We start from the raw sequence: 20,545 nt of genomic DNA, 5'->3' as shown, positions 1-20,545 counted from the left end.
TTGTTCTGGCTTTTTTTGGCTCAAAATCCGTAGCGGATGGCATCCTTACTTTTCTGCATCAGCGTATCTATTTTCTGCGAATACGCCTCGAGCCCCTGGCCGTCACCGGCTTCTGAGCACTGACGACGCCGCGCGTTGTAAGCCTTCATCAGCTGCGCCTGTGCGAAACCGGGCTTTCCGTAGCACGCCATACTTTGCTCCCAGCAGGCAATGGCGGCCTCCAGATCCTGCTGCTCCTGATACTGTTTTCCCAGCTCGTTGAGTGCTTTGGCCGACTCCTGAGGCGGCAGGTGTTGGGATAAAATTTGCTCAATACGCGTATCCATAATGAATGCCCTCCGGCTTAATTAATGGAAGAAGTTGAGAATATGGCCGAACACCAGCCCGACGCCGATGACATCCGAGTCACTGAATGTCACGTTCGAGAAGCCAAATTTGCCGAGCAGTGGCAGCAACAGCGCCGGTAACAGCGTGATAAACAGGCCGTGGAAGATACCGCCGATAATCGCCCCGCGACGCCCGCCGACGGCGTTACCGAAGATACCCGCCGTGCCGCCCGCGAAGAAGTTGGTCAGCATACCCGGCAGAATCATCGCCAGCCCGAGGCTCGGGAACAGGAACATGCCGATGACAGAACCGATGGTGGTCGAGATAAATCCGATGATGACGGCGTTCGGCGCGTAAGGGAAAAGCACCGGGCAATCGAGCGCCGGAATAGCGTTTGGCACGATGCGCAGGGCGATCCCACGGAAAGCCGGCACGATTTCTGCCAGTAGCAGGCGCACACCGGAGAGCAGCACGTAAACGCCGACCACAAACTGAATGGATTGCAGGAACGAGTAGACCAGATAGTTAACGCTGTTGGCGAAAGGCGCGACGACTTCGGGGCCGGCGGCAACGGCGGGGATCAGGTAAATCGGGATCATCACCACCATCATCGAAAGATAGGTGTCTTGAAGGAAAGAGAGAGCCTGTGGCAACTCGAGATCTTCGGTACTTTTGTTGACGTTACCGGTGATTTTCGCCACGCCCGCCTGCACGATGTAGCCGATGGTGCAGAAATGGCCGAGTGCAAAATCATCGGAACCGGTAATTTTGCGCACAATCGGTTGTGCCAGGACCGGCATCCCGACCGCCATCACACCGGCAATCACGCCGCCGGTAATGATCAGCTCCGCACCGCGCAGCCCGCCCATATAGCCGATGACGGAACAGACGGTCGCCATCCATAACGACGCCTGGCCGGTGAGGAAAATGTATTTAAAGCGCGTCAGGCGGGCAATCAGGATATTGACGATAAACGCCAGCACCATAATTAACGCGGTTTCCCGCCCGAGCGTTTGTTGCGCGATACCGGCAATGGAGCCGACGTCGGTGACCACGCCGCGCATATGGAAACCTTTCTGGAATATTTCACCCAGGAAGTTCAGCGCATTCACAATAATACTGGCACCGGAAAGTAAAACCAGAAATCCGAGCAGCGTTTTTAATGTACCGGTAATAATCTGCCCCGGACTTTTCTTTAATGCAATCAGGCCAATCATGGCGATCAGCGAGATTAATATTGATGCCTGGCCTAAAACATCATTGACAATAAAGTGAAGGAAAGACATGAGCGTCCCCTGTAGTAGAGATGTAGAGTTGTTCTATTGGATGACAGTATTTTTATTATCAGACAGCCAGGTGACCCATTTCCTGAAGAACGGGTGTCAGCTTATCTTTTATTTCTTTTTTATCCACTAAGCGTTTCAGATAAATAATATTGGCGCTGATGGTGTAATGCTGGAATTGTGATCTGAAGTTTTCGCCGGTCATAATAATATCGGCTCTGGATGATGTGGCGCTGGAAATATCGCAATGTGATAAATCTGCCTCCACGCCTAAATCCTTCAATGCGGCTTCAATGCTCATTTCACAGGCAAAACTGCTGCCCAGACCTGCACCGCATACCGCAAGAATAGATAACTTTTTCATAAGTATTCCTTACCCTTCATACTTCAAGCTGCAGATGCGTTGGCTGCATTCTCTCACCCGAATCACTGACTTAATGTCAGCTTATCGGGATTCTTTCATGTGCCGCCTTCCTGCAACTCGAATTATTTTGGGTGCTAGAGTTAATAGGGTTATGTTCGTCTCTCTACACTTCACGTCTAAAACTGTCTGATAATATCTAATGCTTCCTCCTTGTTTTTACTCTGTTTTAATTTTTTCGCTGCCTCATCATTGCAGAACAAGTGAGAAAGGCTGGCGATCATTTCAATGTGTGAATGGCTGTCAACCGCCGCCAGCGCGAAGATGACATAGACCGGATCGTTATCTTCGCTGCCGAATTCAACACCTTCTGAAACAATCACCAGAGAGAGTGCGGTTCTGACAGCCCCTTCTTCTGGCCGGGCATGTGGCATGGCAATCCCTTCACCCAAAACATAATAAGGGCCGATTTCCCGATGCATGTCATATATCGCCTGAAGATAGCGACTTTCGGCAGCCCCGGAATCAATTAAAGGTTGCACAGCTAATGCGACGGCACTTTGCCAGTCTTTTATTTTGGTGATAATGGTGGTGTTATTTTCATTAATCCAGTCGCTTAACATAATGCCTCTTCACATTAATAGGGTCTTTTCTCAGTATGATATTTAATTAAAATAAAAACTGTGATCTATCCAATCCTATTTGCCATTAATGAAAGATAATAATTTCAAAAGACATGAAGGAATTAATGATAGTAGGGGTTTAACATTGTCCAGATATCAGAATGTGCTGACTTTTCAGTAAAAGAATATTTCCTATGGTGGATGTTTATTGGGTTTGAGTCTGAAATGAATTTAATATCCATTCATGTATATCAACAATATTTACAGGCTTATTTTGTGCAGTAACATTCTGGTCAACAGAATAAACTGGCCCCAACGCCATTGGTCGCGCATTTCCGGCGAGAATTTTTAATTCGGGAATATATTCTGCCCCGACGTGCCCCGGTAGACGTTCGCCGAGTCGTGAAGCAAAACGCTCCGCTGCGAGTTCTGCATCAATCTGACACCAGATTTCCAGAACCTGCGTCACGCCCGCCCGTTGCAAATAATCCTGCAACACCTCTTTTGGCTGGAATCCAAACCACGCATCAGCAATAAAAGTGCTGCCCTGCGGTGCGCCGCCGATGATATCCCAGATAACCTGATAGCTGGCCAGCCCGAGCACGCGGTTAAAAGGGCGATCGACATTTTGCAGCCGCTGCAGAAACGGGTTTTTGATGCCATCCAGCGACAGTTGCAGCCAGCCGCTGTATTCAGAAAGCTCAACGGCGAGCCGGCTTTTACCTGACGCCGGGATCCCGTTCACCAGGACGACGCGTTTGCCGGTAAAGCCATTTCGTGAGGCGCTTCTGTTTTCAGACATGTTCCACCTGTTCAGTTTGGTTGTGAGCCGGAGCATGGAAATATTGCTGAATGACGGCCTGAAGTTCGTTCAGACGCGGAACTGCCAGTGATTCGAGCCGGGATTTTGTCGCGCTGCGATCCAGCGAAATGCAGTCTTTCCACAACGAACGTCCGGCAATCACGCCTGAAGCGCCTTCGCTCATGGCATCCGCCACTTGTTTGAGGAACGTCGTGTGGTCAACACCCGCTGAAAGCACAGCCCACGGCACGTCTCCGGCCAGTTTAGTGATGTCTGCGCAGGCCTGTTTTGAACCAGGATAGGGCAGTTTCAACACCTTCGCGCCACATTCCAGACAAATCTTCGTGCCACCATAAATCAGCGACGGGACTTTTTCTTTATATTCTTCCTCGGTTTCGTTGTCGAGTTTATAGGTGAGGAACTCCACCACCAGCAGCAGGTCTTCGCGGGCGAAATCCCCGATGCACTGGCGCAGAATTTCAATGTTATGGCGGTTTGCGGCTTCCTGATCCGAACGCAGATACACCATAATTTTGCCGCCGGTCGCGCCCAGTTCACGTACGCGGCGCGCATCCACATTCGCCACTAACCGCGACAGACGGTAGCCTTCCGGCGAAATATCCCAGCCTGACGCATCCAGGCCGATCAGCAGCGCGGTATCACGGGCAATAATGCCGTTATCCACCAACTGCGGCACCGCACAGACCGGATCTACCAGAACGCAGGAGGCTTTACTGGCGAGGTATTGAGTGATATCGGCTTTGATCAGGCCAAGTTGGTGTTCGGAAATGGCAGATTGTTGCTGAGGGTCGCTGGCAAGCAGGCTGCGCATGGCACCGCGTTGATCACAGGCAATCACCAGCATTGCGCCGTTTTTACCGCAAATCTGCTGATAGCTGCGTAATTCTGAAGTAGACATTTTTGACATGGAACTCTCCTTTGCGTGAAATTTATTACAGATGAAAAAATCTCGATTACACTGGACGTTCTGTCTTTGCTCCCTGACTAAAAGGGGCGGTAAAATCGCGTAACACGCCGTTTTACAAGGGTTGTAGCCCGATCCTGCACATTGCATTTTCACAGGTGTTGCGCAATAATCCCTCAATCAACGATTTGAGTGTAATTCATTACTGAAAGGAATTTCAAGCTGAAAGAGCCAATTTTGCAAGATATTGCAGCAACGCGTGCCATGATGCATTTAGTGGCAAAGCTGCATTACGAGTCTGATATGTCTCAGGTGGAGATTGCGCGCAAGCTGGATGTTTCAACGGCGACAATCTCACGGCTGCTGAATAAGGCCCGCGCGGCGGGCATTGTGCGCATCGAAGTGGTGGGATTATCTTCACCGGAAGACATGACATCTGACCTGATAAACCGCCTCGGGCTGAAAAAAGCCTATGTGGTCGATGCACCGCCGGGTAATGAACAAGGTGCGCTGGCCGCCCCGCTGGCTGCGTTGTTGCAGGAGGCGGGTTTAGGTGCCGGTTCGGTGCTGGGCATTGGCTGGGGAAGGGCGGTGCGCGAGGTGACGCTGGCCGGAATGCCGCGCCTGCCGGGCATTATGACCGTGGCGCTGAATGGCGGAATGCAGCAGTCTGCGCCGCATTTTCAAATTACCGAGTTCGTCCGTCGGGCGGCAGAACAGATGGAAGGCACGCCGTATTTTCTGCATGCGCCTTATCTTTCTTCGGCAGAATTGCGCGACGCATTTCTCGCTGACGGCAGCGTGCAGGAAATTATCTCCCTGTGGGACAAACTGGACGCCGCGATTGTCGGCATCGGTCTGACGCATACGCCTAAACCGAGTGAATCGACCACGGCCACGCCGGGCGAACAGGCGCTCAGCGACGCGGCGGGTGATGTGCTGCGTCATTACTTCACGGAATCCGGCGAGTTATTGCACTGGGAGGGCGAGGAGCGAATGATTGCAGCGTCGGTTGAACAGCTTCGTAAAACGCCGCTGACCATTGGCGTGGCCGCGACGCCGGAAAAAGCCGCCGGGATTATTGGCGCGGTGCGTTCGGGCATGATTAATTCGCTGGTCACCGACGTGAATACCGCACAGGCGATCCTGGATAAACTGCCGGTGGCATAAAGCCCGGCATTTCCCCCTGGCACATGGGCCAAACAAAAAGGCATTCCCTTGGCGGGGAATGCCTTTTTAGCTTTTGTCTTTCCTCAGCGAGTGTTTTTGCAGGGTTTTAAGTGAAAGTGTGCTGTGCTGCAATAAACAGTAGACGTGTCCTGGGAATAGTCATAATGGGTTATTTTTAATAACTCGTTAAAAGATTTTGTTGTTCCTATCTATATGATTATTAATAACACTTAAGGCTGTTTATAGAGGCATTAGCCTGTCAAAAAAATCTGAACAAGTTCGCAAATTCTTTCCGCTATCTGCTTTTCCCCTTCTGACCTATCGTTAATTCCAGCAGCACAACAACACAACGTGAAATACAAACACACAACCTGATAATGCACTCTGAGAGGAAATGAAAATGTCTAAATTCGATCTGCTGGACCCACAGAACTCCACCCTGATTTTCATCGACCATCAGCCACAAATGTCTTTCGGCGTCGCAAACATCGATCGCCAGCAGCTTAAAAATAACACCGTCGCTCTCGCTAAAGCAGGCAAAGTTTTTAACGTGCCGGTGATTTACACCTCCGTCGAAACCGAAAGCTTCAGCGGCTATATCTGGCCGGAACTGCTGGCGGTTCACCCGGATGTGAAGCCGATTGAACGCACCTCCATGAACTCCTGGGAAGATGCGGCGTTTGTGAAAGCCGTTGAAGCGACAGGCCGTAAAAAACTGATTATCTCCGCATTGTGGACCGAAGTGTGTCTGACTTTCCCGGCCCTGATGGCGCTGAAAGAAGGCTACGAAGTGTATGTAGTGACCGACACCTCCGGCGGCACCAGCGTGGATGCGCATGAACGTTCCATCGACCGCATGGTGCAGGCCGGTGCAATTCCGGTGACCTGGCAACAGGTTCTGCTCGAGTACCAGCGCGACTGGTCACGCAAAGAAACGTACGACGCCGTGATGGATCTGGTTCGCGAACACAGCGGCGCATACGGCATGGGCGTGGATTACGCCTACACCATGGTGCATAAAGCGCCGCAGCGTAAAGCTTAAAAATACCTTCAGGCTACAGGAGCGTTGGCTGCGTTCAGTCACCCGGATCACTTACTTGAGTAAGCTCATCGGGATTCCCTCGCTTGCCGCCTTCCTGCAACCTGAATGATTTAGGTATTTAATTTATTAATAACGCCGGAACTGCGCTGTGAGCGGGTTCCGGCAGGAGAGAATGATGCGTAATGCACCTGTTTCCGGCCTGTCGGTTCCCGTTGTTCGTTTTGCGTTTATCCGCGGGTTCGCCCTGCTGGCTCTTTGTGCCGCGTATTTGCAGGGCGGTCTGGTTAAGTTGTTTGATTTCGGCGGTGCGATTGCCGAGATGCAGCACTTTGGTTTATCCCCGGCGGCACCCATGGCCGCCGCCGTGATTATTCTGGAACTGGGCGCATCGGCGCTGATCCTTTCCGGACGTTTTCGCTGGGCGGGCGCGCTGGCGCTGGCCCTGTTTACTTTTGTCGCCAACTTTATGGCAAACGCCTTCTGGCAGGCGTCAGGGCATGACCGGGCGATGCTGATGAACGGTTTCTTTGAACATATCGGTCTGGCCGGCGCATTTATTTATGTCGCGTGGGATGACCTGAAGGGGCGCGCATGAGCCAGAATAACGCCGCATCCGGCGCATTTTCACCGCTGAAACAGGGGCTGTTCGCCACGATTTGGGTGGCGACCATTCTCGGCAACACCGGCAGCTTTATGCGCGATGTCGCCAGCTCCTGGCTCGTCACCGGGCTGTCGTCAAACCCGGCGGCCGTCGCGCTGATGCAAACTGCTGCCACGTTGCCCATTTTTCTGCTGGCCATTCCGGCCGGTGTTTTATCCGACATTCTCGACCGCCGCCGTCTGCTGATTTTTGTGCAGTTACTGCTGGCGAGCGTCAGCGGGACTTTGCTGATTTTGTCGCACAATAATTTACTGACCGTCGAATACCTGGTGGCGCTGACGTTTATCGGCGGTATCGGGGCTGCGCTGATGGGCCCGGCGTGGCAGGCGATTGTGCCGGAACTGGTGCCGCGCACGGATTTGCGTAACGCCGTGGCGCTGAATTCTCTGGGCATTAATATCGCCCGCGCCGTCGGTCCGGCGGGTGGCGGTTTGCTGTTAGCCAGCCTCGGTGCGGGTGCGGCTTATGGCGCGGATGTCATGAGCTACGTTTTCGTGATTGGCGCACTGCTGTGGTGGAAGCGTCCGGTTAAAGCGAAAAATGAACTGTCAGAACATTTTCTTGGCGCGTTCCGTGCGGGGCTGCGTTATGTGAAAGCCAGCCGTGAACTGCACCGCGTGCTTCTGCGTGCCGCGATTTACTTTGCGTTTGCCAGTGCGATTTGGGCGATGTTGCCGCTGATTGCCCGCAACATGTTGCACGGAACGGCCGGATTCTACGGCATCCTGCTCGGTGCCGTGGGCGTCGGGGCGATTTTCGGTGCGCTGCTGTTGCCGCGTTTGCGACAGAAGCTCAGTGTTGACGGGCTGGTTCTGCTTTCCGCGCTGTTGTCCGCCGCCGTGATGCTGATGCTGGCGACGTCTCCGGCGAAATGGCTGGCGGTTGTGCTGATGGTGGTGCTGGGCGTGGGCTGGATTATCGCGCTGACCTCGATGAACGGCGTGGCGCAGGCGGTGTTACCCGACTGGGTGCGCGGCCGCGGGCTGGCGGTTTACCTGATGGTTTTCAACGGCGCGATGGCGGCGGGCAGCCTGTTCTGGGGCTTGGTGGCGCGGGAAACCGGCCTGGTTGGCGCGTTAATGTTGGCGGGCATCGGGCTGACAATCGCCGCGTTGCTGTGCTGGCGTCTGAAATTACCGGCCGGTGAAGCCGATTTGCAGCCCGCCGGTCACTGGGAAAATCCGGTGGTAGAAGGCGATGTTCACGGGGATCGCGGTCCGGTGATGATTCAGATTGAATACCAGATTTCACAGGAAGATCGCCCGGCGTTTCTGGCGGAAATCCGCAAGTTGTCTCTGGCACGTCGCCGGGATGGCGCATACGCCTGGGGAATTACCGAGCACAGCGACGATCCTTCACGGCTGGTCGAATGGTTCCTGGTGGAATCCTGGCATGAGCATTTACGCCAGCATCAGCGTGTTTCGCATGCCGACGCCGATTTGCAAAGTGAGGTCACGCGTTACCATCGTGGCGAAAATAAGCCGGTGGTTCAGCATTATTTGTCTGTGAGATGACGTCTTTCCGTGAGATGAAATCTTGCTGTCAGAAAAAGGGATGGATATAAGAAAGGCCGCGCAGTGCGGCCTTTCAGCTTAAACGGGCAATGATTATTCCCGGCTGTAAACGGAACCGATGCCGTCGAAATTTTGCAAATGTTCGCGCCACCACATGGCGGCGTTGCCGGTGGCTTTTTCGTCCCAGGCCATAAAGGCCTGATCGCGGCGGGTTTCGGTATCCAGACGGCGTTCAACCAGCGCACCGCTTTCGAGATGCGGCGCGGCCAGATAACGCGGCAGATAACCGCAGCCCAGACCGGCGACCTGCGCGTGAACTTTGGCGTTGAAGTCGTGAACGCTCAGCATTTTCTGCTCGTCCAGCACGCGTAAATCCGTCCCCGCGCCATGACGCGACGTATCGTGAACCACCACCGCGCGGTACTGACGGATTTGTTCACGCAATAACGGCTCCGGCAGCGCCGCCAGCGGGTGATGCGGCGCGACGGCAAACACATATTCCAGCCAGCCGATAGGACGATATTCAATGCCGCTGCGCGTGACCGGTTCCTGCACCGCGCCGAAAACAATGTCGGCTTCGCCGTAGCTCAGTGCTTCCCAGCAACCGGCGAGTACATCCTGGCGGAACAGAAGTTGTGTGTGCTGATGTTGTGCGTAAAAGCGGTCGATAAGCGGGGTGAGCAGGGCGAAAGGAACGGAAGCATCGACGCTGATTGTCAGTTTGCTTTCCCAGCCGCTTTCGACATATTGCGCCTGTTGTTCCAGCTCACTGACTGCGCGCAGTAAAACGCGGCCTTTTTCCAGCATCAGACGGCCGGTTGGCGTGAATGTCGCGCGGTGTCCGGAACGGTCCAGCAGTTTGATACTCAGGTCACTTTCCATTTTCTGCACGGTGTAACTCAGCGCAGACGCGGTTTTAAACAGTCTGGCCGCTGCCGCAGCAAAAGTGCCGTGACGATCCAGCGCATCCAGGATCAGCAGCGCTTCAAGGCTTAGTCGCATTATTTTCCCCACCCCAAAAATTGTTTAACAACTTCCCAAAAAATTTCCGTTATCAATAACTGTTCGCGTTTCGTATTGTTCATCAATATAACGCAACAATCAGTTAACCAGAACAGCGGTTAACCAGAAGGAACATCCTGTGACTTACCCACATCAACCCGAACACATCACCCTGGTGATTACGCACGGCGTGCGGCGCGATAAGCTGGCGGAATACGAAGGCTGGCTGGAAGAGCTGAAGGCGGATTCGGCACGGTTTGTTGGTTACGAAAGTGTTAACGTTTTACGCCCTGTTCATGGCGAAACGATTTACACCGTGCTGGTGCGTTTCGATAACATCGATAATCTGTATGGCTGGATCCAGTCAGACCAGCGCGAAATCCGCGAGGCCGCATTAGCCAACTTACTGAATGGTCAGGAATATATTGAAATGCGCACGCATGCGTAGTTTTCGCCGGTCAGAATTTACACTTTATTTTAGCCGCATTGGTTGAAGGCTGTACGGATAGCCAGTATTATCGGCCGTTGTTTTTTTAAACGACGTTTTCTCCGATAACAACAGGTCAGCGATTTTGTGGAATCCGGAAAAAGAGCTTTTTACCGAGCTTTATAAATACCCTGAACATCTTCGTCATACGCTCGAAAACTTACCGTCCCGCTCCGGGGTTTATATTTTCTATGGCGACGATAAAACCTTTCCGCTGTATATCGGCAAAAGTGTGAATATCCGCAGTCGCGTGATGTCGCATTTTCGCAACGCCGATGAAGCCAAACTTCTGTACATGACGCGGGATATCGAATTCATCGAAACCATCGGCGAAGTCGGCGCGTTATTGCTGGAATCTGACCTGATCAAAAACCGGCGTCCGTTGTTTAATAAGCGTCTGCGCACCACGCGTAAGCTGTGTTCTATCCGCCTTCAGGGGCTGACCTCCACGGTTGTTTTCAGCAATGAAGTGGATTTTTCCCACACCGATGATCTGTTTGGCCTGTTCAAAACCAAAATGTCCGCGCTGGAAAAAATCCGCGATATCGCCGATCAGGAAAAGCTGTGTTATGGCGCACTGGGGCTGGAAAAGCTGGCAAAAAACCGCGCGTGTTTCCGGTTCTCTCTGAGGAAATGTGCCGGTGTGTGCTGTGGAAAAGAGTCGCCGGAAGCGCATCAGGAACGCCTTAAAAATGCGCTCAGCACCCTGAAAGTCCGCAACTGGCCCTATCCGGGGCGCATCGCCATCGTGGAAGAAGCCGACGGCGTAACGGAATATCACGTCATCAATCACTGGTTCTATCTCGGCACAGTGAAAACACTGGAAGACGCCAAAAAGTTCGATATCGCTGTTCCGCACTTTGACCGCGACAGTTATAAAATCCTCTGCAAACCGCTGTTTGAAACCGACAGCCCGAAGGTGATTTTGCTGGACTGAGGGCAATAGAAAAGGCTTCGGAGATGAAAGTCTGAAGCCTTAATTTTATTACAAACACCGTCAGGTGAAAAAATGCGTCGCCTCACTCATAATATCAAATTATGAAGCGGGCTTTCATTCACCTTTCTTGTGCTTATGCTCTTTCAAATCAGGGTGCTGCGGTTTATTTTCCGGTGTGACTCTTCGTCTTTTATCTTCTTCGCCTGTTGTATCAGCGATGGGTTTTGGGCCAGGTTTAATGCTCATAATAATCTCCAGAGAATATAGGATTCTAGCCGTAGTCGGACTCGGCTATTTGAAATTAAACTTGTTGTTATTACTGATGTTTTATCGGATCCAAACCATCAAACAATGATGGATGATCTTTCAGTGCTGCATCGAGCTCAGACCATCTGACGTTTTTCGCTGAGTCATTGTCTTTCAATTTCTTGAGAATAATGTCTTTTAATTTTTCTACATTGTCATCGCTGGCTGCAAATTCATTGCGCGTAAGCCAGTCTTTTAATTCATAGGGTTGGTTGACATTAATGAAGTCGCTATCTGATTTAGACATTTTTAAATCCCTTTTAAGCACAACAGGATTGTTGTGTTTTAATAATATTGGGATATGGAGTAATGTTTTAATTAGTAATATTGCTAATAAATTCAAATTTTTATCTGTTATAAAGAAATGAGGGTTCAACTTATTGATAATAAAGTAATATAATATTGATGTAATTTTAATAACAGAAAAAATTGATGAAATAATGAGAATTAAAAAAGGCCGGAGATTTTAGAATCTCCGGCCTTTTCATCGGTGCTGTTAAGTTAAATGCTTAACGCATAGTTACAAACTCTTCCGCGCCGGTCGGGTGGATGGCGACGGTGTTGTCGAAGTCTTTTTTGGTGGCGCCCATTTTCAGTGCGACCGCAAAGCCCTGCAACATTTCGTCCATGCCGTAACCGATACCGTGGATGCCGACGATTTTCTCTTCTTTACCGACGCACACCAGTTTCATGCGGCACGGCTGACGGTGCTGCGTGACGGCGGTGTACATCGCGGTGAACGCGGATTTATACACTTTCACATTTTCTGCGCCGTACTGTTCGATAGCCTGCGGTTCGGTCAGGCCGACCGTGCCGATTGGCGGATGGCTGAACACGACAGTCGCGATGTTGCTGTAATCCAGATGTTCGTCCGACTTGTTGTTGAACAGGCGTTCGGAAAGACGACGACCCGCTGCAACGGCCACTGGCGTCAGTTCAACAGCGCCGGTGTTATCGCCCACCGCATAAATGCCCGGAACGCTGGTGTTCTGGAATTTATCGACGACGATGTAACCTTTTCCGTTGGTTTTCACGCCGGTCGCTTTCAGGTTGAAGTTGTCGGTTTCCGGTTCGCGGCCAATTGCCCAAACCAGGCTGTCGACTTCAAATTCCTGACCGTTTTCCAGTTTCAGCGTCAGGCTGCCGTCGGCATTTTTCACCACTTCTTTCGGAATGGATTCTTTGTGCAGCGCCGGGCCTTCGGCTTCCATGACTTCAACCAGCGTATCAACCATCAGCGGATCAAACGTGCGCAGCGGCGCGTGTTTACGCACAAACAGGTGAGTTTCTGCGCCCAGCCCGTTCATCACACCGGCGATTTCCACGGCGATGTAACCTGCGCCGACAACCGCAACGCGTTTTGGCATTTCGGTCAGGTCAAAGAAACCGTCGGAATCGATGCCGTATTCTGCACCCGGAATATTTGGATGGCTCGGGCGACCGCCGGTGGCGATCAGGATGTGATCCGCGGTGATCGTCTCACCGTTCACTTCAACGGTGTGATCGTCAACAAAGCGCGCAAAACCTTTGATCACATCAACGTTATTTTTGCCCAGCACGTTGTCGTACGAGGTGTGGATACGGTCGATGTAGGCGGTACGGTTGGCGACCAGCGTTTTCCAGTTGAAACTGTTCACGGTGGTATCAAAACCGTAATCCGGGCCGTAATTGCGGATCGCTTCTGCGATTTGCGCGGCGTGCCACATCACTTTTTTCGGGACACAACCCACGTTGACGCACGTACCGCCCAGCTCTTTAGCTTCGATCAGCGCACATTTTTTCCCATACATAGCTGCACGGTTGATTGATGCAATACCCCCGCTGCCGCCGCCAATTGCCAGATAGTCATAATGTTTGGTCATCGGATTTTCCATGAGTTGTCGAAAATGAAGTACGCCTTACCGGCGTCGCTAATCTTAAAAATTGCCTAAGAGTTTAACGTGCGAAATGATTTTGTCGCAAAGATTGCATCAATGATTGTAATAGGTTTGATAGCTGAGACCTTAGAAAAAGGTCTCAGCGAGGGGAAAAACTTTACTTACTCGGGCACAACCCAGTTCACGGTGGTGTGGCCGGTACCGGAAGGAACCAGCACTTTCAGCAGCCACGGCAGCACGTTGTTCATCTGCTGTTCGAGCTTCCACGGCGGGTTAATCACAATCATGCCGGAAGCCGTCATGCCGCGCTGATCGCTGTCCGGGCGCACGCCCAGTTCGATTTGCAGAATACGGCGGATGCCGGTGGCTTCGAGATCACGCAGCATTTTTTTGATTTGCTGGCGCATCACGACCGGATACCACAGCGCATAGGTGCCGGTGGCAAAACGTTTGTAGCCTTCCTGAATACCTTTTACCACGTCCTGATAATCGGTTTTCATTTCGTACGGTGGATCCATCAGGATGAAGCCACGGCGTGACAGCGGCGGTAACTGAGCTTTCAACTGCTGATAACCGTCGGCGCGCGCAAGGCGGGTACGGTCATCTTTCTGGAATTCACTGCGCAGCAGCGGGAAGTCGCTCGGGTGCAGTTCGGTCAGGTGCAGTCTGTCGTCTTCGCGCAACAACTGACGGGCAATCAGCGGGGAACCCGGATAATAACGCAGGTTTTCGTTGCGGTTGAAGTGATTCACGACGGACATATAAGCCGACATTTCTTCAGGGATATCATCGCGTTGCCAGATTCGCCCGATGCCTTCCAGATATTCGCCGGTACGTTCGGCGTGTTCGCCGCTCAGCTGATAGCGCCCGGCACCCGCGTGGGTGTCGAGATAAAGGAAGGGCTTTTCTTTTTCTTTCAGAGATTCAATGATCAGGCTCTGAACGGTGTGTTTCAGGACGTCGGCATGGTTGCCAGCGTGAAAACTGTGGCGGTAACTCAACATGGATTTACGTTTCCGAATAATGAATGTAGACAGTAAAATCAGTGGGTTACCGAAATTTTATACTGTGCTGGGCGTATGAAGCAGGCGGCCGATGAAAACGGCACGCCTTTATTGCGGCTTAGTATAAACCGTCTGAGCGTGAAAAAGGCAAAAGCCTTGTCAGACATTCGCAAGGTTTGTACTCCCGTGCCCGGCGGCCCATTGATTTCCCCGCAACTTGACCGCATGTTAGAATTTACGTCATCTTTAAGACGACCCGAATTCACGGCGTGGTGCGCCACAGGCGCATCAGCCCCAAACGCTATAACGAAGGACTGGCCCTATGACTGAACAGCAAAACGCGTCGAATCCGCTCTTAAAACCGTTCTCCCTGCCGCCTTTCTCTGCGATCCAACCTGAACATATCGTCCCTGCGATGCAATCTGCGATCGAAGAAAGCCGCCAGACGATTGAACGCGTGGTCGCTCAGGGCGCGCCTTATACCTGGGAAAATCTGTGCCAGCCGCTGGCGGAAAGCGACGATCGTCTGAGCCGTATCTGGTCGCCGGTCGGGCATCTGAATGCCGTGAAAAACAGCCCGGAACTGCGTGAAGCGTATGAGCAATGCCTGCCAATTTTATCCGAATTCAGCACCTGGACCGGGCAGCACGCTGGTTTGTATCAGGCTTACCGCGATTTAAAAGACAGCGAGCATTTCACCACGCTGTCCGTTGCGCAGAAAAAAGCGATTGATAACGCGCTGCGTGATTTCGAGTTATCCGGCATTGGTTTGCCGGTCGAAGAACAAAAACGTTACGGCGAAATTTCCGCACGTCTGTCTGAGCTGGGTTCGACGTACAGCAACAACGTGCTCGATGCCACAATGGGCTGGAGCAAGCTGATTACCGACGAGGCCGAACTGAAAGGCCTGCCGGAAAGCGCACTGGCGGCGGCGAAAGCGCTGGCAGAATCGAAAGAACAGGAAGGCTGGCTGCTGACGCTGGATATCCCGAGCTATCTGCCGGTGATTACCTACGGTGAAAACCGTGCGCTGCGCGAAGAAATGTATCGCGCGTTCGGCACCCGCGCGTCCGATCAGGGCCCGAATGCCGGTAAGTGGGATAACAGCGACGTGATGGCGGAAATTCTCTCGCTGCGTCACGAACTGGCGCAACTGCTGGGCTTTGATTCCTACGCTGATATGTCGCTGGCCACCAAAATGGCCGAAAGCCCGCAACAGGTGATTGATTTCCTGAGCGGTCTGGCGACGCGTGCCCGCCCGCAAGGCGAACGCGAACTGGCGCAGCTCCGCGCCTTTGCGAAAGAACATTTTGGCGTGGACGAAATGGAAGCCTGGGATTTGCCGTTCTACGGCGAAAAACAGAAACAGCATCTGTTCTCCATCAACGACGAGCAACTGCGTCCGTATTTCCCTGAACAGCGCGCGCTGGAAGGGCTGTTCGAAGTGGTGAAACGCATTTACGGCATCACCGCCAAAGAACGTAAAGACGTGGAAACCTGGCACAAAGACGTGCGTTTCTTCGATTTGTTCGATGAATCCGGCGATCTGCGCGGCAGTTTCTATCTCGACCTGTACGCCCGCGAAAACAAGCGCGGCGGGGCATGGATGAACGATTACGTCGGCAGCATGCGTAAAGCCGACGGCGAACTGCAAAAACCGGTCGCGTACCTGACCTGTAACTTTAACGGCCCGGTCGGCAATAAACCGGCGCTGTTCACGCACAACGAAGTCACCACGCTGTTCCACGAATTCGGCCACGGTTTGCATCATATGCTGACCCGCATCGACACCCCTGGCGTCGCCGGTATTGCCGGTGTGCCGTGGGATGCCGTCGAGCTGCCAAGCCAGTTTATGGAAAACTGGTGCTGGGAGCCGGACGCGCTGGCGTTCATCTCCGGGCATTTTGAAACCGGCGAACCGCTGCCGAAAGAGATGCTGGATAAAATGCTGGCCGCGAAAAACTATCAGGCGGCGCTGTTTATTCTGCGTCAGCTCGAGTTCGGCCTGTTCGATTTCCGTATGCACGCGGAATATGACCCGGCGAAAGGCGCTCAAATTCTGCAAACGCTGGCGGAAATCAAGAAGCAGGTTGCGGTTGTGCCGTCACCAGGCTGGGGTCGCTTCCCGCACGCGTTCAGCCATATTTTCGCAGGCGGTTATGCGGCCGGTTATTACAGCTATCTGTGGGCGGAAGTGTTGTCTGCCGATGCCTATTCCCGCTTCGAAGAAGAGGGGATTTTCAACCGCGAAACCGGGCAGTCGTTCCTCGACAATATTCTGTCACGTGGCGGTTCCGAAGAGCCGATGGAGTTGTTCAAACGCTTCCGCGGGCGTGAGCCGCAGCTGGATGCTATGCTGCGCCATTACGGTATCAAAGGATAATTTCTGCCTGTGAGTGTGTGTTTACTTTGTGAAGAAGGCGCCGATGAAGGCGCCTTATCTGTTCTGGCGCAGCGCTGGAATCTGACGTCTGACCCGGATGCCGTGATGGCGCTGGTGCTGACGCCTGAGCGTCTGGAATTACGCAAACGCGACGAGCCAAAACTCGGCGCGATTTTTGTCGATTTCGTCGGTGGCACGATGGCGCATCGCCGCAAATTTGGCGGCGGACGCGGTGAAGCGGTGGCGAAAGCGGTCGGCATCAAAGGCAAATATATGCCGGATGTGGTCGATGCAACGGCCGGTCTGGGCCGTGATGCGTTTGTGCTGGCGTCTCTGGGCTGCAAAGTGCGAATGCTGGAGCGTAATCCTGTCGTGGCGGCTTTGCTTGATGACGGGCTGGCGCGTGGCTATCGTGATGCAGAAATCGGCCCGTGGCTGCGCGAGCGCATGACGCTGCTGCACGCCTCGAGCCTGACGGCGCTCTCTGAGCTTTCGCCAAAACCGGAAGTGGTGTATCTCGATCCGATGTATCCGCACAAACAGAAAAGTGCGCTGGTGAAGAAAGAGATGCGCGTATTTCAGGGGCTGGTTGGCCCGGACGAAGATGCTGACGGCCTGCTGGAACCGGCGCGCCGGTTAGCGACCAAGCGCATTGTCGTGAAACGCCCGGATTACGCGCCGCCGATGGCTGACATCGCCGCGCAGGCCGCCGTGGTGACCAAAAGCCACCGGTTTGATATTTATACGCCGCTGTAAATCCCCATAAAAAAAGAGGTGCCAATGACACCTCTTTCTCATCAAAGCTCAGACGTTGGGTCTTACGCTTCTTCTTCCTCGTCACGCAATGGCACGATCAGCATGTCGATATGGACGGTGTTGATCAACTGGCGCGCGGAGGACATCAGCTTGCTCCAGAAATCCTGGTGATGGCCGCACAACACGAGATCTACGCCGTACTTGTTGATGGCATCGACCAGCACTTGTGCTAAATCACCGCTGCCGCTCAGGGTTTCTGAAATCGGGTAACCCGCATTTTGCGAAAGCTCATTCAGCGCGTGGTGCGTTTCTTCGGAAATGCGTTTCTGCATATCGCCCAGGTTTACGTCAATCAGGCCGGTGTACAGGTCTGAATAGTTCACGTCGACGTGAATCAGGGATACCTTGGCGTTGTAAGGACGCGCCATGGAAACGGCTTTCTCGACCAGTACCTTACTTTCCGGCGACAGGTCTACAGCGATAAGGATGTGTTTGTAAGCCATAAGAAAACTCCTTCCATAAGTCGGTTAATAGCAATATCAGCATCATGCGAATTCCATGAGTTCAGTATAGCCCCAAAATGGTTAAAGAAATCAAGCATACGGATCCCATTTCCGAATCTGACAATCTATAGATACAAATAATATGAACAGTTACAGATTCGTTTCCTACACTCAATAATGCAGGCTTCTCCTGCTTAAGCATTTTCCTGTGATAAGAAAAGAGGGCGGGCGAATTTAGCCTGGGGTGTGAAATCGCGGAAAGGCAGGGCGAAACGTCGGGTGTGCAGCAGATTTTGGGCGGCATTGCGCGGTGTCAGTTCGCCTTGAGGGGGAATCATGATCAGTCCCGTTGCGCTGTTTTGGGCTTTATGTTTTGTGTGTGTGGTGAATATGCTGCGTTATTACTCGTCTTTGCGCGGGTTGCTGGTGGTGCTTCGGGGATGTGATCCGTTGCTTTACCAGTATGTGGACGGCGGGGGATTCTTTACTTCCCACGGTCAGCCGAGCAAGCAAATAAGACTGGTTCGCTATATTTATGCTCAGCGCTATGTTGAACATCACGACCCAGAGTTTATTCGCCGATGTGAGCGAGTTCGCGGCCAGTTTGTCCTGACGACAGCACTGGTCGGATTGATATTGACGAGCATGATCGCGATGCTGATCTGGTACTAAAACGTCTGAAATCGTTGCGAGGAATGTGTGAAAAAGGGAATAAAAAAAGGCGACCTGTTCAAAGAACAAGGCCGCCTTTTTTACATCCGTGCCTGAACACGGACATTCATCAGATAAGCTTCAGCGCAATCCAGTACAGCCCGCCTGAAAGAACAATCGACACCGGCAGGGTTAAGATCCACGCCATCGCGATGTTTTTAACAGTTTTAGACTGTACACCGCCGCCATCTACAATCATAGTGCCTGCAACCGCAGAGGATAATACGTGCGTGGTGGAAACCGGCATACCGGTGTAACTGGCAACGCCAATCGAAATCGCCGCCGTCATCTGCGCAGACAGGCCCTGTGCGTAGGTCATGCCTTTCTTACCAATCTTCTCACCGATGGTGGTCGCCACGCGCTTCCAGCCAATCATGGTACCCAGCGCCAGCGCCAGAGCCACTGCGATGATGATCCAGATAGGTGCATATTCGACGGTTTGCAGAATGTCGGTTTTCAGCTCGCCGAGGAAGCGTTTATCCGCCGCTGACGTTTCCGGCAACTTAGCGACTTTATCGGCAGTATCAGAAACACACATCAGCAGGCGACGCATATGGCTGCGTTCGTCCGGTGCCAGGTCGCTGTAAGACTGAAGATTGGTCAGCAGTGTCTGCGCGCGGCCAATCGCATCAAGCGCATGGCTGCTGTCACAGTGGAACACTTTTGTCTCGTCGGTCAGGGCGATATTGACGTCAGGAGCAGGCACCAGAGGCGTCTGAGCCACAACGTGCGGCACCGCATCAACATGTTGCGAATAGTACTGACCGAGGTGCGTCACGGCGTCACGGGTACGCGCAATGTCGTAACCGGTCGCGCTCATGTTCACCACGAAACCCGCCGGAGCCACACCAATCAATACCAACATGATCAGGCCGATACCTTTCTGACCATCGTTCGCACCGTGCGAGAAACTCACGCCGATCGCTGACAGGATAAGGCCAATACGGGTCCAGAATGGCGGCTTCTTCTTGCCGTCTTTCTTTTCACGTTCTGCAGGCGTCAGGTGGATACGGGCATGTTTTTTATTACTGCTCCAATAGCGACGCAGCAGGAAAATCATGGTGCCCGCCATAATCATCCCCACCAGCGGCGAGATAATCAGTGAGGCGAAAATGCCGATCATTTTCGGGATGTTTAACGCATCAACCACCGATGTGTGGGTCAACAGCGCGTTAGTCAAACCCACGCCAATAATGGCGCCGATCAGGGTATGAGAACTGGAAGCCGGCAGACCGAAATACCAGGTGCCGAGGTTCCAGATGATCGCCGCCAGTAACATAGAGAACACCATGGCAAGGCCATGCGCGGAGCCTACATTCAGCAACAAATCGGTTGGCAGTAAGTGGACAATGGCATAGGCCACGCTCAAACCACCGAGCAGGACGCCAAAGAAGTTAAATACCCCTGCCATCACGACCGCTAATTGCGAACGCATTGCCCGGGTATAGATGACGGTTGCTACTGCGTTGGCCGTATCATGGAAACCGTTAATGGCTTCATAGAACAGAACAAACAGTAACGCGAGAATCAATAACGAACCGGTATGAATATCCAACCCGGCAAATAGATGCAGCATAATTGTTACGCCAGTTAGTGGTCATGAACGCCGCGCATTATCTGCGAGAACAGGGGGACGGGAAAAGGAAAATATGACATTTTTTTGACTAAAAACAGTTCAATATTTGAGTTTGTTTCAATTAATATTTTAAATATCAAAACGTTATTCCTTCTTTTGGCTCTGAAACATTTACTTACGACGTTCAGAAAACCCCCTCTCTGGCTGGTTTAAGGGGCGTCAGTCCCTTACAATCCGCGTCGCAATGCGGCCAAAGCCCATTCGGACAGCGCAAGTCCTGTCTAAAACGTCGTTG

At 52.6% G+C, this 20,545-nt stretch carries 23 protein-coding genes; 9 read left to right on the top strand and 14 right to left on the bottom strand.

What is annotated here, in order from left to right:
- Positions 1 to 20: 20 nt before the first annotated feature.
- The 6 genes from ACM5QY_RS03670 to ACM5QY_RS03645 form a co-directional block, all read right to left on the bottom strand.
- The gene (locus ACM5QY_RS03670) at positions 21 to 326 is read right to left on the bottom strand and encodes a hypothetical protein (RefSeq protein WP_416119245.1); all 306 of its coding nucleotides are present in this window, start codon (positions 324 to 326) and stop codon (positions 21 to 23) included.
- Between the two features lie 21 nt (positions 327 to 347).
- Positions 348 to 1,613 carry a PTS sugar transporter subunit IIC gene (locus ACM5QY_RS03665; RefSeq protein ID WP_416119244.1) on the bottom strand — a complete coding sequence of 422 codons (1,266 nt, stop codon included), beginning with the start codon at positions 1,611 to 1,613 and terminating at the stop codon, positions 348 to 350.
- 58 nt (positions 1,614 to 1,671) lie between these two features.
- Entirely contained in the window at positions 1,672 to 1,974 is a 303-nt protein-coding gene (locus ACM5QY_RS03660) for a PTS sugar transporter subunit IIB (protein ID WP_101077610.1), read from the bottom strand.
- Positions 1,975 to 2,150: 176 nt separating this feature from the next.
- The gene (locus ACM5QY_RS03655; RefSeq protein ID WP_416119243.1) at positions 2,151 to 2,594 is read right to left on the bottom strand and encodes a PTS sugar transporter subunit IIA; all 444 of its coding nucleotides are present in this window, start codon (positions 2,592 to 2,594) and stop codon (positions 2,151 to 2,153) included.
- Between the two features lie 205 nt (positions 2,595 to 2,799).
- Positions 2,800 to 3,396 (bottom strand): P-loop nucleotide/nucleoside kinase family protein, encoded by a 597-nt coding sequence (locus tag ACM5QY_RS03650; protein ID WP_416119242.1) that lies wholly within the window; start codon positions 3,394 to 3,396, stop codon positions 2,800 to 2,802.
- Positions 3,389 to 4,324 (bottom strand): tagatose-bisphosphate aldolase, encoded by a 936-nt coding sequence (locus ACM5QY_RS03645; RefSeq protein WP_416119241.1) that lies wholly within the window; start codon positions 4,322 to 4,324, stop codon positions 3,389 to 3,391. Before ACM5QY_RS03645 ends, ACM5QY_RS03650 begins: the two co-directional genes overlap by 8 nt.
- Positions 4,325 to 4,558: 234 nt before the next feature.
- Here ACM5QY_RS03645 and ACM5QY_RS03640 point away from each other — a divergent pair, with 234 nt between their 5' ends.
- From ACM5QY_RS03640 to ACM5QY_RS03625, 4 genes are all read left to right on the top strand, one after another.
- On the top strand, positions 4,559 to 5,491 hold the full coding sequence (locus tag ACM5QY_RS03640; protein ID WP_416119240.1) for a sugar-binding transcriptional regulator: 933 nt from the start codon (positions 4,559 to 4,561) through the stop codon (positions 5,489 to 5,491).
- 400 nt (positions 5,492 to 5,891) lie between these two features.
- Positions 5,892 to 6,533 (top strand): hydrolase, encoded by a 642-nt coding sequence (locus tag ACM5QY_RS03635; protein WP_101077598.1) that lies wholly within the window; start codon positions 5,892 to 5,894, stop codon positions 6,531 to 6,533.
- A 172-nt stretch (positions 6,534 to 6,705) separates the two neighbouring features.
- A complete protein-coding gene (locus ACM5QY_RS03630) occupies positions 6,706 to 7,128 on the top strand; it encodes a DoxX family protein (RefSeq protein WP_416119239.1) in 423 nt (140 codons plus the stop codon).
- On the top strand, positions 7,125 to 8,708 hold the full coding sequence (locus ACM5QY_RS03625; protein WP_416119238.1) for an MFS transporter: 1,584 nt from the start codon (positions 7,125 to 7,127) through the stop codon (positions 8,706 to 8,708). The genes ACM5QY_RS03630 and ACM5QY_RS03625 overlap by 4 nt, the downstream gene beginning before the upstream one ends.
- Positions 8,709 to 8,801: 93 nt before the next feature.
- Here ACM5QY_RS03625 and ACM5QY_RS03620 read toward each other — a convergent pair whose 3' ends face one another.
- Entirely contained in the window at positions 8,802 to 9,710 is a 909-nt protein-coding gene (locus tag ACM5QY_RS03620; RefSeq protein WP_416119237.1) for a LysR family transcriptional regulator, read from the bottom strand.
- A 139-nt stretch (positions 9,711 to 9,849) separates the two neighbouring features.
- On the opposite strand from ACM5QY_RS03620, the gene ACM5QY_RS03615 reads away from it, so the two are divergent.
- A complete protein-coding gene (locus ACM5QY_RS03615; RefSeq protein ID WP_416119236.1) occupies positions 9,850 to 10,158 on the top strand; it encodes an antibiotic biosynthesis monooxygenase in 309 nt (102 codons plus the stop codon).
- A gap of 124 nt (positions 10,159 to 10,282) precedes the next feature.
- Positions 10,283 to 11,134 carry an excinuclease Cho gene (cho, locus tag ACM5QY_RS03610; RefSeq protein WP_416119235.1) on the top strand — a complete coding sequence of 284 codons (852 nt, stop codon included), beginning with the start codon at positions 10,283 to 10,285 and terminating at the stop codon, positions 11,132 to 11,134.
- A gap of 114 nt (positions 11,135 to 11,248) precedes the next feature.
- Here the strand turns inward: cho and ACM5QY_RS03605 are convergent, their stop codons facing one another.
- From ACM5QY_RS03605 to ACM5QY_RS03590, 4 genes are all read right to left on the bottom strand, one after another.
- Positions 11,249 to 11,380 carry a hypothetical protein gene (locus ACM5QY_RS03605; protein WP_255562170.1) on the bottom strand — a complete coding sequence of 44 codons (132 nt, stop codon included), beginning with the start codon at positions 11,378 to 11,380 and terminating at the stop codon, positions 11,249 to 11,251.
- Positions 11,381 to 11,450: 70 nt separating this feature from the next.
- Positions 11,451 to 11,687, bottom strand: coding sequence for a hypothetical protein (locus tag ACM5QY_RS03600; protein WP_416119234.1), 237 nt, complete (start codon positions 11,685 to 11,687; stop codon positions 11,451 to 11,453).
- Positions 11,688 to 11,949: 262 nt separating this feature from the next.
- Positions 11,950 to 13,302 carry a glutathione-disulfide reductase gene (gorA, locus tag ACM5QY_RS03595; RefSeq protein ID WP_416119233.1) on the bottom strand — a complete coding sequence of 451 codons (1,353 nt, stop codon included), beginning with the start codon at positions 13,300 to 13,302 and terminating at the stop codon, positions 11,950 to 11,952.
- A gap of 176 nt (positions 13,303 to 13,478) precedes the next feature.
- Positions 13,479 to 14,321 carry a 23S rRNA (adenine(2030)-N(6))-methyltransferase RlmJ gene (locus ACM5QY_RS03590; protein ID WP_416119232.1) on the bottom strand — a complete coding sequence of 281 codons (843 nt, stop codon included), beginning with the start codon at positions 14,319 to 14,321 and terminating at the stop codon, positions 13,479 to 13,481.
- Positions 14,322 to 14,643: 322 nt separating this feature from the next.
- On the opposite strand from ACM5QY_RS03590, the gene prlC reads away from it, so the two are divergent.
- Positions 14,644 to 16,704, top strand: coding sequence for an oligopeptidase A (prlC, locus tag ACM5QY_RS03585; protein WP_416119231.1), 2,061 nt, complete (start codon positions 14,644 to 14,646; stop codon positions 16,702 to 16,704).
- Between the two features lie 9 nt (positions 16,705 to 16,713).
- Entirely contained in the window at positions 16,714 to 17,460 is a 747-nt protein-coding gene (gene rsmJ / locus ACM5QY_RS03580) for a 16S rRNA (guanine(1516)-N(2))-methyltransferase RsmJ (protein WP_416119230.1), read from the top strand.
- Between the two features lie 62 nt (positions 17,461 to 17,522).
- Here rsmJ and uspA read toward each other — a convergent pair whose 3' ends face one another.
- On the bottom strand, positions 17,523 to 17,963 hold the full coding sequence (gene uspA / locus ACM5QY_RS03575; RefSeq protein WP_014333460.1) for a universal stress protein UspA: 441 nt from the start codon (positions 17,961 to 17,963) through the stop codon (positions 17,523 to 17,525).
- A gap of 194 nt (positions 17,964 to 18,157) precedes the next feature.
- On the bottom strand, positions 18,158 to 18,301 hold the full coding sequence (locus ACM5QY_RS03570) for a hypothetical protein (protein WP_416119229.1): 144 nt from the start codon (positions 18,299 to 18,301) through the stop codon (positions 18,158 to 18,160).
- On the opposite strand from ACM5QY_RS03570, the gene uspB reads away from it, so the two are divergent.
- Positions 18,300 to 18,635, top strand: coding sequence for a universal stress protein UspB (gene uspB / locus ACM5QY_RS03565; RefSeq protein ID WP_104923718.1), 336 nt, complete (start codon positions 18,300 to 18,302; stop codon positions 18,633 to 18,635). The two genes, ACM5QY_RS03570 and uspB, sit on opposite strands and share 2 nt — an antisense overlap.
- A 109-nt stretch (positions 18,636 to 18,744) precedes the next feature.
- Here uspB and pitA read toward each other — a convergent pair whose 3' ends face one another.
- On the bottom strand, positions 18,745 to 20,250 hold the full coding sequence (gene pitA / locus ACM5QY_RS03560; protein ID WP_416119228.1) for an inorganic phosphate transporter PitA: 1,506 nt from the start codon (positions 20,248 to 20,250) through the stop codon (positions 18,745 to 18,747).
- Between the last annotated feature and the right edge of the window lie 295 nt (positions 20,251 to 20,545).

The organism is Rahnella sp. PCH160, assembly GCF_047784855.1.
In the GTDB taxonomy this organism is placed as follows: domain Bacteria; phylum Pseudomonadota; class Gammaproteobacteria; order Enterobacterales; family Enterobacteriaceae; genus Rahnella.
The sequence above is the reverse complement of the archived record's forward strand: the minus strand, read 5'-3'. Positions and strand labels throughout refer to the sequence as shown.